9 protein-coding genes and 1 tRNA gene are annotated in these 12,899 nt (G+C 68.0%); 3 read left to right on the top strand and 7 right to left on the bottom strand.

The features are described from left to right. Positions 1-42 precede the first annotated feature (42 nt). From ON31_RS22425 to ON31_RS22415, 3 genes are all read right to left on the bottom strand, one after another. Entirely contained in the window at positions 43-1,446 is a 1,404-nt protein-coding gene (locus ON31_RS22425) for an ABC1 kinase family protein (RefSeq protein ID WP_051037620.1), read from the bottom strand. Positions 1,447-1,470: 24 nt separating this feature from the next. Then, positions 1,471-2,334: a TOMM precursor leader peptide-binding protein gene (locus ON31_RS22420; RefSeq protein ID WP_039816524.1), complete on the bottom strand. Its 864-nt coding sequence runs from the start codon at positions 2,332-2,334 to the stop codon at positions 1,471-1,473. 520 nt (positions 2,335-2,854) lie between these two features. Further along, positions 2,855-4,288, bottom strand: coding sequence for a zinc-dependent metalloprotease (locus ON31_RS22415; RefSeq protein ID WP_039816522.1), 1,434 nt, complete (start codon positions 4,286-4,288; stop codon positions 2,855-2,857). An 85-nt stretch (positions 4,289-4,373) separates the two neighbouring features. On the opposite strand from ON31_RS22415, the gene ON31_RS22410 reads away from it, so the two are divergent. Beyond that, positions 4,374-5,399 carry a YlbL family protein gene (locus ON31_RS22410; protein WP_081592651.1) on the top strand — a complete coding sequence of 342 codons (1,026 nt, stop codon included), beginning with the start codon at positions 4,374-4,376 and terminating at the stop codon, positions 5,397-5,399. A 21-nt stretch (positions 5,400-5,420) separates the two neighbouring features. On the opposite strand, the gene ON31_RS22405 is transcribed toward ON31_RS22410, so the two are convergent. Further along, positions 5,421-6,029, bottom strand: coding sequence for a PPA1309 family protein (locus tag ON31_RS22405; protein WP_051037619.1), 609 nt, complete (start codon positions 6,027-6,029; stop codon positions 5,421-5,423). 232 nt (positions 6,030-6,261) lie between these two features. On the opposite strand from ON31_RS22405, the gene ON31_RS22400 reads away from it, so the two are divergent. After that, positions 6,262-9,243: a UPF0182 family protein gene (locus ON31_RS22400; RefSeq protein ID WP_039816516.1), complete on the top strand. Its 2,982-nt coding sequence runs from the start codon at positions 6,262-6,264 to the stop codon at positions 9,241-9,243. A 239-nt stretch (positions 9,244-9,482) separates the two neighbouring features. On the opposite strand, the gene ON31_RS22395 is transcribed toward ON31_RS22400, so the two are convergent. Next, positions 9,483-10,028 carry a transglycosylase family protein gene (locus tag ON31_RS22395; protein WP_039816514.1) on the bottom strand — a complete coding sequence of 182 codons (546 nt, stop codon included), beginning with the start codon at positions 10,026-10,028 and terminating at the stop codon, positions 9,483-9,485. Positions 10,029-10,498: 470 nt separating this feature from the next. Between ON31_RS22395 and ON31_RS22390 the strand changes: the two genes are divergently transcribed. Then, positions 10,499-10,572, top strand: a tRNA-Met gene (locus ON31_RS22390). A gap of 88 nt (positions 10,573-10,660) precedes the next feature. Here the strand turns inward: ON31_RS22390 and ON31_RS22385 are convergent. Both ON31_RS22385 and ON31_RS22380 read right to left on the bottom strand, forming a co-directional pair. Then, positions 10,661-11,989 carry a site-specific integrase gene (locus ON31_RS22385; RefSeq protein WP_051037608.1) on the bottom strand — a complete coding sequence of 443 codons (1,329 nt, stop codon included), beginning with the start codon at positions 11,987-11,989 and terminating at the stop codon, positions 10,661-10,663. Next, entirely contained in the window at positions 11,989-12,222 is a 234-nt protein-coding gene (locus ON31_RS22380) for a helix-turn-helix domain-containing protein (RefSeq protein ID WP_051037607.1), read from the bottom strand. The genes ON31_RS22385 and ON31_RS22380 overlap by 1 nt, the downstream gene beginning before the upstream one ends. Positions 12,223-12,899 lie beyond the last annotated feature (677 nt).

Below are 12,899 nucleotides of genomic sequence, written 5' to 3'. Positions count from 1 at the left end.
CGTCGCGGCCGCGATGGTTGTATCGCTGTGGGGGAAGTCTTTTCAGCTCGCCCGGCGGTTCTCGGCGTACCCCGGCACCCAGTCGTGCATGAGTTTCATGAACGGCACCTCGGCGTCGAGCTGGGCGCAGATGCCCACCGAGCCGCCCAGCACCCGGAAGATCATTACGTGCTCCGCCGGAAGCTGTAGGGCGCGAGCGGTTTTCATCTCCGCGCTGGTGATGTCGGTGGCCTTGCCCGCCACCCGCTGCATCCACCGCCGGGTGAAGTGGAAGGTCTCGGTCTGGATGGGATCGGTGAACGGCCGCAGATAGTCCTGAATCTCCTGATGGCTCAGGCGCTTTCCGGGAATCACCCAACCGTGGGCGTGCAGCAGTTCGGTGAGTTCGTCGAAACGCTCCTCCACGGCCAACGCCACCATCTGTCCCAGAATCGGCGGGAAGCCCTGTGGCAGTGGCGCGCACGCGCCGTAGTCGATGACCGCGAGACGGCCGTCGGCGAGCATCATGAAGTTGCCCGGATGCGGGTCGGCGTGCAGCAGCCCGGCGATCGCCGGGGAGGAGAAGTGGAATTCGGCCATCAGCCCGGCCACCCGATTGCGCAGTTCCAGGGTGCCCGCCGGGTCCTGCTCGCCCTGCTTGATGATGGTCGAGACCGGGGTGGCGTCGTCCAGCCATTCGGTGACCACCACCTTGGGCGCGCTGGCCACCACCTTGGGCACCAGGAAGCGCGGATGCCCGTCGAAAGCCTTGGCGAACTGCCGCTGATGGCCCGCCTCGATGCGGTAGTCGAGCTCCTCTTCGGTGCGCTCGCTGATCTCGGCCAGAATCGGCTTCACATCCGCGCCCGGAATGAGCGAGCCGATCATGCCCGCCATGCGGTTGAGCGTCTTGAGATCCGCGCGCAGCGCCTCGTCCGCACCCGGATACTGCACCTTCACCGCGACGATGCGGCCGTCGGACCATTCGGCCTTGTGCACCTGGCCGATACTGGCCGAGGCGGTGGGCTCGTCGTCGAAATGCTTGAACCGCTGCCGCCAGGCGGTGCCGAGCTGCTGGTCCAGCTGTTTGTGCACGGCGGCGGCGGGCATGGGCGGCGCGGCGGCCTGCAACTTGGTGAGGGCCTCGCGATAGTGCTCGCCGAACTCCTCCGGTACGGCGGCCTCCATGACGCTCAACGCCTGGCCGAACTTCATCGCCCCGCCCTTGAGCTCACCGAGCACCGCGAACAGCTGTTCGGCGGCCCGCTGGTTCAGCTCGGCGTTGATCTCCTTCTTGTCGCCCCCGGCGAGTTTGCGACCGAACCCTACGGCCGCCCGGCCCGCGATACCGAGTGGAATCTTGGCCAACTTGGCATTGCGGGAGGAGCGGCGGCTCACAATCTCAGACACGTCCCCATCATTGCCGACGTACCAGCCGATGTGCCATGGGAATTGGCTGATCTTCATCGACTCCATAGATAGTGTCCTCCATCACACTTCGACCTGAACTGGGCTTTTCCGACAATGGCAGGACGGGTGGGGCGGCCAGGTGCGGCGGTCGAGCCGTCGGGAATCCAGATTCAGCTCCAGGGTGGCGTTCAGCACGGTGGGCGGACGGTCGGGCTCGCCCGCCGCGACGGCCTCGATCTCGGCCAGCGCCAAGCCCGCGGTGGCCGCGATACCGGCCGCGCTGGCCTGGCCGACCCGCCCCAACAGCTGCGCCGCCAGGTGCGGCCACTCCGGTTCGCGGTCGGCTCGATACCGATCCGCGCACGACAGGCAACTGGTGACACCGGGCAGCACCAGCGGGCCGATGACGCCGCGACCGTCCCGAACGCAGACCTGCACATGCGGAATGCGCAGCCGCACCAGCCTTTCCACCAGATCCGGAGCGGGCACCAGGGTGTCGGCCAGCACCACCAGTTGCGGCCGCCATGCGGTGGGCGGTGACTCCCCACGGGAGTGACTGGGACGCATGCCCATCCGTCGCAGACCGAGCAGCAGGGCGTCGGACAGCGGGCCGCGCCCGTGCAGATGCACCCCGCCCAGGAGCCGGATGCCCCCCACCCGCTCGGCACCGGCGTCGGCGAGCAGTCCGGCCGTCCGCATCTCCGCCAGCACCCCGCGCACGGTATCCGCCTCGATGCCGAGTTCGCGTGCGCGCCAGAGAATGCGCGGATAGCTGCACAGTCCGTCCAACAGTCGCAGGAAGGCCAGCACCCGCTGGGTGTCGACCCCGGGTAGCCGCAGGATCAGCGCCCGACCCGGATCCCACCCCACCTGAACCCCGCCGTCACGCCGCACCAGCACCGGATAGCGCGGGTGCAGCATCGGCCCCCGGACACGCATGCTCATGCCCGGAAGTATGCGCGCCCCGGCGCCGACGACAGCCGGTGAAAACACCTCCTGACCAGGCACTCGAACGGCTATCCACAGGTCGGTAGCCCGCCCGGACAGTGTGCACGACCCCGCCCACCCCGGGACTTCACCCGCTCGCACGCCGCACGGCGACAGCCGCCACGCCCGACGCCCGGTACCTCGCTCCGGCGGGCATACCTCACGCCGCCCGCCGCCGCGCCGCTCGCCACCCTCCCCACCCGCCGCACCCGTCGCGCCCCCCGCGCCCCCGCGCCCGCCGCGCCGCAGCCGCCCGCCGCGTCGTTGCGCCGCTGCGCTGCCGCGCTGTTCGCCACCTGCCGCGCCGTTGCGCCGCCGCACTGTTCGCCGCCGCGCCGCTGTGCTGCCGCGCCGCCCGCCGCACCCCGCGCGTAGGTCCCTGTTCCACGCGCTTGTCACTGTCGCCGCCCGCCGAGAAGCGAACGGCCGGAGCGCTGTTCGCTCCGGCCGTAGTCGCTGTTGTCAGGCGTCGCTGTTGTCAGGCGTCGTCGTCACCCTTGCGCATGTCGATATCTCCGGCGTCGCGGGCGTTCCCGCCGTCGCCCTGCTTCTCGTCGCGCTCTTGCTTCTCCCGGGCCTCGGTCTCTGCCAGCTGTGCCAGCGGATCGTCGAAGGCCGCGGTGCCGCCGCCGATCACCGAGTCGATGAATCCGGCGGGGGAGTCCAGATCCGAGGAGTGCGGCAGCAGGTCCGGATGCGCCCAGACCCCATCGCGCTTCTCGATGCCCGCGTCGGTGGTCAGTCGCCGCCACAGCGCGGCCGCCTCACGCACCTTGCGCGGCCGCAGCTCCAGCCCGACCAGGGTCGCGAAGGTCTGTTCGGCCGGACCGCCGGTGGCGCGGCGGCGGCGCAGCGTCTCCGCGAGCGCGCCCGCGCCCGGCAGCCGGTCGGCGACGGCATCGGTCACCACGACCTCGACCCAGCCCTCGATCAGCGCCAGCAGCGTCTCCAACCGCTCCAGCGCCGCCTTCTGCTCGGGCGTGGTCTGCGGTTCGAAGGTGCCCTGCGACAGCAGTTCCTCCAGTTTCGACGGATCCGCCAGCGACATCGGGTCGATGCTCTGCGCGGCCTGCTCGATGGCCGAGAAGTCCATGCGGATGCCGCGGGCGTAATCCTCCACGGCGCCCAGCACCTGCTGGCGCAGCCACGGGACATGCGCGAACAGTCGCTGATGGGCGACCTCCCGCGCGGCCAGGTAGACCAGGGTCTCGCTCTCCGGCCGCTCCAGCCCCGCGCTGAACTCGGAGATGGCGGCGGGCAGCAGCGCGGCGGTGCCGTCCGGGCCGAGCGGCAGGCCGATATCGGTGGAGGTCAGCACCTCCTTGGCCAGCTGACCCAGCGCCTGGCCCAGCTGCGAGCCGAACGCCAGCCCGCCCATCTGGCTCAGCATGCCCATCATGGGCCCGGCGAACTGCTTGGCCTCCTCGGGCAGTGTGGAGGTCCACATGCCCGAGATCTGCTCGGCCACCGGATCGCACAGCCGCTTCCAGGTGGGCAGCGTCTCCTCGAGCCAGTCGTTGGCGGTCCACGCCACGGCCTTGGTCGCGCCCGCGGGCAGCGTGGTGGCGGCGTCCAGCCACAGTTCGGCCAGGTGCGCGGCATCGGTGACGGCGCGGCGGGTGCCCTCGGTCACCGGGCTGACGCCCGCGCCCAGCTGCTGGCGGGCCAGCCGCTTGGCGACGTCGTAGTTCACCGGACCCGATTGCGCGCCCGGCTGACCCATCCCGCTGAACATCGCGCCCAACTGGCTGAGCATCTGCCCGAGTTGCGACGGGTCGAAGCCGCCCGCACCGCCCGGTCCGCCGATCATGAAGCCGAACGGATCGTTCGGTCCGGACCCCGACTCGTCGCCCGGCTTCTTGCGCTCCGGATCGTCGTCGCGGTTCGAGAATCCGAACGGATAGTCACTCATACCCACTACGGTACTGGAGCCCGGCGGAGGGCAATCCGCGCAGCGGTGCGTCGCGATCGCGCCCATCACCAGTACCCTTGGCCCGGTGAACCGTCGGATATTCACCCTGCTCGCCGCTCTGATCCCCATTCTGATCCTGGGGGCTGTGGGTAGCGCCGTCACCGTCCCGTTCGTGGCGCTCGGTCCTGGCCCGACGTTCGACACGCTGGGTGAGGTCGGTGACAAACCCGTGGTCGAAGTGCGGGGAGTGCCGGTCGACGAGACCACCGGGCACCTGAATATGACGACGGTCTCCGTTCGCGACGGGCTGAATATCTTCGAGGCGTTCGGGCTGTGGCTGAGCGGTCAGCAGGGCCTGGTGCCGCGCGCGGAGGTGTACCCGCCCGGTATCTCCCGCGACGAGGTGGACAAGTCCAACAAGCTGGATTTCAAGCGCTCCGAGGACAATGCCGAGCTGGCGGCGCTGCACTATCTGGACATGCCGACCGTGGTGACGGTGCGCTCGGTAGCGGAGGACGGCCCCTCCAGGGATGTGCTGAAGGAGGGCGACGAGCTGATCAGCCTGGACGGCAAACCCCTCACCGCGGTGCAGGATCTGCTGGACGCGGCGGCGTCCGCCAAGCCCGGGTCGACGGTGCCGATCGTGATCAAGCGTGATGGTGCGGAGCAGACCGTCCAGCTCACCGTCGGCGCGCGGCCCGACGATGCCGAGAAGGGCTACCTGGGCGTCACCCCGACCGAGGCGGCGGTCGGCCCGCTCGAGGTGGACTTCAACCTCTCCGAGGTCGGCGGTCCCTCCGCCGGGCTCATCTTCAGCCTGGCGCTCATCGACAAGCTCACCCCCGGTGAACTCAACGGCGGCAAGTTCGTGGCGGGTACCGGCACCATCGATCCGGCGGGCAAGGTCGGCCCGATCGGCGGCATCCAGTACAAGATGATCGCCGCCCGCGAGGCCGGTGCCGAGACCTTCCTGGTCCCCGCCGCCAACTGCAACGAGGCCAAACAGCGCATACCCGATGGCCTGCGTCTGGTCCGGGTCGAAACCCTCGGCGGCGCAATCGAATCCCTGGCGAGCATCAACGCGGGCAAGGACTTCCCCACCTGCGAGTAGGCGCGATGCCGCCCCGCGGCGTCAGTCCTCCGGCTCGTTCTCCAGGGTGTGCCGCAGCGCCTCGACGATATTGGGGGCGAGGTTGGGTGTGGTGCGCAGGTCGAGGTCGCCGAACGGGTCTTCCTCGTCCTCGGTGGGTCGGACGTGCAGCAGCGACAGCACGGTGCCGTCGCGGAGCACACCCGCGAAGAGCCGGGCCTCGCGGCGGTCCGGGTGGTTGTCGGCGGCGCGGCGGGCCGCGGCGTCGGCGGCGTCACGGTCGGCGAGCAGCGGCGCGATGGCGTCGTCGAGGGTCTGCTCGGCGGTGGGCGGCAGCACCAGGATCTCCTGCACCAGCACCACCCCCGCTACCGCGGGCGGCCAGCTGGTGGTGGCCAGGAACTCGTCGAGCGCCATCGGGTCCCCGGATACGTCCTCCGGCAGCGGCTCCTGCGCGATGGGGGTGTAGGCGTTCCCGCCGTCGAGCTGATCCAGCAGCGCGGGCTCCGCCGCCACCAGATCCTCGGTGGGCACCAGGGCGAACAGCTGCGGCGGCCGATCCCACCCCTCACCGTCGACGAACTCGGCCACTTCGCGGATACACCGGTACAGGGCAGACGCTGACCATTGCTCGGGATTCACACGCCCAATCCTCGCATCGGGGACCGATAGTCCGATCCCGGGGTCGCGTGCGCTCACCCCCACTCGCGTCCCCGATCTCGCTGCCGTCGGGCAGCGGGAGCACAACGATTTCTCTCCCCGCCGGGTTCGCGGCTCGCGAACATCGGGTGTGCCCCATCCACTGCCGGGTGTTTTACGTAGAGTGGGGCGCGAAAGGTCTCGTGGGACCACCATCGATCACCGGACTCAGGAGCGTGGCACCGTGGGCATGCGCCCCCCGACAGGCTTACCTTCGCTGTCTCGACGCAGCCGAGTACTGCTGGTCGCAGCACTCGTCATGGCCGCACTGCTGCTGGTGGGCCCCCGGCTCACCGACGCGTACACCAACTGGCTGTGGTTCGGCGAGGTGGGTTTCCGCGACGTGTACCACCGCGTCCTGCTGACCCGGATCCTGCTGTTCCTGGTGGTCACCATCGCCGTCGCCGCCATCATCTGGGTGGCGCTGCTGCTGGCCTACCGCACCCGCCCCATGTTCCTGCCACCGGCCGGCCCCGGCGATCCGATCGCCCGCTACCGCACCACGGTCATGAGCCGACTTCGCCTGTTCGGCGTCGGCATCCCGCTGGTGATCGGTCTGCTGTCCGGTCTGGTCGCGCAGTCGAGCTGGGTGACGGTGCAGCTGTTCCTGCACGGCGGTTCCTTCGGCCAGAAGGATCCGCAGTTCAATCTCGACATCGGCTTCTACGCCTTCGACCTGCCGTTCTACCGCTGGGTCCTGAACTGGCTGTTCGTCGCCGTGCTGATCGCGTTCTTCGCGAACCTGGTGACCCACTACGTCTTCGGCGGCCTGCGCCTCACCGGCCGGGAGGGCTCGCTGAGCACCGCGGCGCGCGTGCAGCTGGCGGTGCTGGCCGGAATCTTCGTGCTGCTCAAGGCGATCGCGTACTGGTTCGACCGCTACGCCCTGCTGTCCAGTCAACGCAAGGAACCCACCTTCACCGGTGGTTCCTACACCGATATCAACGCGGTGTTGCCCGCCAAGCTCATCCTGCTGTCCATCGCGGTGATCTGCGCGGTCGCCTTCTTCGCCGGCATCGTGCTGAAGGATCTGCGGGTTCCGGCGATGGCGGCGGCGCTGCTGGTGCTGTCCTCGGTGCTGGTGGGCGCGGTGTGGCCGCTGCTGGTGGAGCAGTTCTCGGTGCGCCCGAACGCGGCCACCAAGGAAGCCGCCTATATCGAGCGCAATATCGAGGCGACCAGGCAGGCCTACGGAATCACCGACGACAAGGTCGAATACGTCGACTACAAGGGCGTCGCCCAGAACACCAACGGCGCCAGTATGTCGGCCGCCGACCGCGCCACCATCGCGAATATCCGCCTGCTCGATCCGAACCTGATGCAGGCCACCTTCATTCAGCGCAACCAGCAGCTGCAGAACTTCTATGGCTTCCCCGATCCGCTGGACGTGGACCGCTACGAGGTCAACGGCGAGATGCGTGACTTCATCGTCGCGGCCCGTGAATTGCAGCCGCAGAACCTGTCCGGCAACCAGACGGACTGGATCAACAAGCACACCGTGTACACGCACGGCAACGGTTTCGTGGCCGCGCCCGCGAACCGCGTGAACGTGGCCCCGCCCAAGGAGTCCGAGCAGGCGCAGCAGGCGGCGGGCGAATCGGGCGGCTACGGCTACCCGGTCTTCGACGTGGACGGTCTGTCGACGGTCAGCGATCTGTTCATTCCGAAGGAGCGGCAGGCGATTCCGGTCGACGAGCCGCGCATCTACTACGGCGAGCTGATCTCCAAGAGCGACGCGGACTACGCCATCGTCGGTGCCAACGGTCAGCCCGCCCGTGAGTACGACAAGCCCGACTCGCAGTACACCTACGACGGTGCGGGCGGTGTGCCGCTGGGCAACTGGGTCAACCGCTTGGCCTTCGCCGCCAAGTACGCCGAGCGCAACATTCTGTTCTCCGGCGTGATCGGCCCCGATTCGAAGATCATCTTCAATCGCAATCCGCGGGACCGCGTGGAGCAGGTCGCACCGTGGCTGACCGCCGACAGCGACGCCTACCCGGCGGTGGTCGACGGCCGCATCGTGTGGATCGTCGATGCCTACACCACCCTGGACAGCTACCCGTACGCGCAGCGCACGTCGCTGGACGGCGTGCTCGAGGACAGCATCGACCAGACCACCGGGCGGCTGCTGCCGCGCAAGGAGGTCAGCTACATCCGCAACTCGGTGAAGGCGACCATCGACGCCTACGACGGCACCGTCAAGCTGTACGAGGTCGACTCCACCGATCCGGTGCTGCAGGCGTGGCGCGGCGTGTTCCCGAACGCGGTGACGCCGGAGAGCGAGATCTCGCCGGAGCTGCGGGCGCACTTCCGCTACCCCGAGGATCTGTTCAAGGTGCAGCGTGAACTGCTGTCGAAGTACCACGTGAACGATCCGCGCGAGTTCTTCACCAACAACGCCTTCTGGTCGGTCCCGAACGACCCGACGGTGGAGGGTGCGGCCGCGAACGCCCATCAGCCCCCGTACTACCAGCTGCTCGGCGACCCGGAGACCGGCAAGCCGATGTTCACCCTGACCAGCGGCATGGTGGGCTTCCGTCGCCAGTTCCTGTCGGCGTACCTGCAGGCGCATTCGGATCCGGAGAACTACGGCAAGATCACGGTGCTGCAATTGCCACCGGGCTCGGAAACCCCCGGCCCCGGACAGACGCAGACGTCGATGACCACCGCCGACGAGGTCTCGCGTGACCGCAACCTGCTCACCGGTGGCAATGTCAACAAGATCCGCTACGGCAATCTGCTGACCCTGCCGGTCGGCAACGGCGGCATCCTGTACGTCGAGCCGTGGTATCTGGAACGCAATGCCGGTGCCGGTGCCCCGACCTTCCCGCAGCTGGTGAAGGTGCTGGCCAGCTACCGCGACAAGGTGGGCTACGGCTCCACGGTGCAGGAGGCTCTGGACAAGGTGCTGCCCGGCACCGGCAGCGCCGCCACCAACCAGCCCGGCCAACAGGGCACCACGCCACCGCCGAACCAGGGCACGACACCGCCGCCCGATCAGGGCACGACGCCACCGCCCGCGGGCCGGGACGCCGCGGTCGCGCAGATCGACAGCGCTCTGAGGTCGGTGCAGGACGCCCAGAAGTCGGGTGATCTGGGTGAGCTGGGCCGCGCTCTGGAACGTCTGCAACAGGCCGTGGACGCGTACGAGAACGCGGGCGGATAGGCACTATTCGCCGCTGACCGAGAAGGGCGCTGTCGTCGGTGGACGACAGCGCCCTTCTTCGTGCACGGGTCGCGATGCCGCCGGACCCCGAGGGTTGGGTGGCTGCCTCTGGCGACTCGGGCGACTGACCGTGAGACAGCAGAAGGCGCTGCCATCGCCACGAGACGGCAGCGCCTTCGCGAGTCCGCTGGAGCGGGAGGAGGTCCGCTTCCTGGACGACTGTGCGCCGGAGCGGCGACTTATCCGCCGATGGACTCGATGAGACCGGCGTTGTCGGCGAGGATCTGGTGGTACTGGCCCTCGACGCCGAACTGGCGGGCCAGCTCGCCACCGGCGGCCGTGGCCTGGTCGATGAGGACCTGGGCATCGTCGACGGGCGCGGGGGCGGGGGCGGGAGCCGGGGCGGGGGCGGCCGGTTCCGGGGCGGGCTCGGGCTCGGAGGTGCCCGCGCGCAGGTACTGGCCGCACACGGGCCAGGCGCCGACGCCCTGGGTCTGGAGCACGTTCTCGGCGACGCGAATCTGCTCCGCCTTGCTGGCCTGGTGGGCGTAGCCGGTGCCGCCGTTGGCGACCCAGGTGCTGTGCGAGAACTGCAGGCCACCGTAGTAGCCGTTACCGGTATTGATTCCCCAGTTGCCGCCGCTTTCACACTGGGCAACACCGTCCCAGTCGTGGGTCGGCTCGGCCGACGCGGAGGCGGAAAGACCGAACGGGACGGCAACAAGGGCGCCGGTGACGGCCGCGAGGCCCAGAGCGCGAGTGTTGATCTTCCGGTTCTGTTTCATGGTGGTGTCCCTCCCTGCGCCCACCGACTCCGCCGGATCGCTCCGTCGTGTCCCTGTCCCCAGGAGGTCGGGGTGCCCGTACCGCGGGACAGGGTCTCCGGCGTGCGGCGGTTCGGGTCGGCTGCCCATCACGGTTTGATCCGGGCCGAGCATGACGATAACGAGTAAATCTCAACAGATCACGTCTTGATAACTCTTGAATTGCATGATGCGAATAACGCGAAAAACAGCATTGATGCAGCGCAGCTATGCTGCATTCGCGAATCCCAAACGGTCTGTTATCTACCCGTGATGTGTTCTATATCACTCCGAAATTGTGACATGCTTCACGTTTTCGGCGGGGTCCCGCCTGGGAAGCCGCGCGACCCACTCGCCAACCCGTCCCGTGATCATCTTCGCAACCCAGAAAACCACCCTGAACAGCAGATTTGCATCCCTTCCGCGACCGTGTGTAGTGTTGTGTTCACCGACGCGGGGTGGAGCAGCTCGGTAGCTCGCTGGGCTCATAACCCAGAGGTCGCAGGTTCAAATCCTGTCCCCGCTACTAGGGAAAACGGCCCCGGAACCACTGGTTCCGGGGCCGTTTTTCGATGGATTGGCAACGGATTTGGCAACGTTAGCCAAACTAAGTGTCACCCGTCGTGTGGTATCCCACCGTGTTCGTGGTGTCCGCTCAACAGATGGGTGGCCGCCCGGGTGGCGGCGTCTTCGTCCTGGCCGGGCAGCACGTGCTGGTAGGTCTTCATGGTGAAGGCGACGTCGGCGTGGCCGACGCGCTGGCTCACCACCTTCGGGCTGACGCCTGCCGTCAATGCTCCGGTGACGTAGGTATGGCGCAGGTCGTAGAAGCGGATCTCGGGCAGCCCGGCGCGGGCGGCCAGGCGTTTGAACCGTTCCCGAACCGTGTCCGGGTGTACGGCGCTGCCGTCCTCCCAGGTGAATACGAGACCGGTCTTCTTGTAGTCGTCGCCGTACAACGGGCGTTCAGCATCTTGGACTGCCTTCCACTGTTTCAGCGCGGTCACAGTGGCGGTATCGATGGCGATCATGCGGGCGGAGTCGTCGGTCTTGACCTGAGCATCCTGGGCGCGGCCTGCCACGACCACGCGGCCCTCGTGCACCGACAACACGCCGGTGTCGAGATCGAGTGAGGGCCAGCGGATTCCGCAGATCTCGGCGCGCCGCAGCCCGGTGGACAGCTCCAACAGGTACAGGGCGTAGAAGCGGTCGTAGCGGATGCTGTTCATGAACGCGGCCGCCTGCTCGGGCGTCCACACCGGCCTCTTGCTGCGCGGTACGCGCGGAGGCTTGGCCTTCTCGGCGGGGTTGTCCACCACATACTTCCAGGCGACGGCGTCGGTGAAGGCGCGGTGCAGCATGACGTGGATGTTGCGTACGGTCTTCGGTGCCAGCCCCGCCGGTTTCGGAGTCGGGATGCGGCCGTCCTTGAAGCGGCGCACCGCCGCACGCGCCGCGTGAATGGTCACTCCGCAGGCCGTCACCACTTGGGCGGGTGTGGGTTCGCGCCCGCGACTGGTCGCCTTCACCCAGAACTCGTACATGCACATGTTGTTGTCGGGCTTGATACGCCCGTCGGTCAGCAACTGCGCATAGAACTTCATCAGCATCGGCGTGGTGAGCTTCTGGAGTTCGGTGGCCCCCAGCCGGGGGATGGCGTACGCCTTGGCCAGTGCCTGCCAGTTGTCGTAGGTGGTGGCGTCGACGATCATCTCGATTGCGGGCAGCCACTCCAGCAGGAAGGATTTCACCGTCGTCTTCGTCTTCTTGACGTGCTTGCCGCCTTCCACGGCTGCCATGGCGATGCGGCACGCCTCCCACGCCGCCTTCTCGGTAGCGAACCCGCCCTTGGTCTCGGTCGGCTCACTCCCGTCCGGGCTCTTCTCCGGCAGCCGGAACTGGTAGTACCAGGTCTTGCCCCGCTTGCGGACGTGCCCCTTCATTACGCGGCCTCCCCGAGATCGGCGGGCTCGGACTCGAGTAGCGCCCGTAACCGGGCGGTGACCACGTACACGCGCCCGCCCATTCGCTTCGTCGGCAGTTCCCTCGACTCGGCCAGTCGGTAGGCGGCCGATCGGCTGATCCCCAATAGTGCTGCCGCGCGTGGGATAGGCAGCAGCAGCGGCAGCGTCTCCCACACGTCACCGACGGCGGTGTTCGGTTCGATTTCGTCCATTACTGGGCTCCTTGGTCAATGCGGAATCGGGGTGCCCGACCCGATCGGATATGGACGCTCAATTGCGTTCGCTGGGTCAAGTGCCGTGTGCAGCAATAAATCTCGGTACCCGAGTGGAACTTGGAGCGATGGTGTGCCCTACAAGGAGCGCCATGGCACGCGGGCAGTTCGGTTGCCCGCGTCTGCCGATGATGTGTCGAATTCTTGGGCGGGTGGCCAGACGGTAGCGACTGAGGACCGTCTTCGGCTGCCGGTGTGCGGTGCGGGAACCGACCGGGGGCGGCGTGGTACGGCATCGGGTCCGATCGCGGCCGACGGTGCCGGATGCGGGCGTGGCTGGGGCGTGGTGTCGGGGTGGCGGATGTGGTCATTGATCACTCCCGGCGGACGATGGGTGATCGCAGAGGATTCTGGCGTCTCGTGTACTGCACGCTGACCCCCGGATTGCGACACAGAAGCCCAAACTTCGCTTCTCCGTGCTGGGCGGATCGCGGGCGTCTACCCCGAGATCCGGACGGGGCGGTCTTTGCCTGGGCCGTCCTCCGCATGCCGCTGAGCACCGGCACGAAACTGGGTTGCTCGTACAATGGCGATCTTTGAGCATCAGTGAAGCGGACGCGCCGCAGTGGCCTGTCCCATCGCCGTCCTCGATATGCCGGGCGTGGTCGCGTGCCTCC

The organism is Nocardia otitidiscaviarum NBRC 14405 (assembly GCF_000308635.1).
GTDB lineage: Bacteria > Actinomycetota > Actinomycetes > Mycobacteriales > Mycobacteriaceae > Nocardia > Nocardia otitidiscaviarum.
This window is presented reverse-complemented; position numbering and strand designations above follow the sequence as displayed.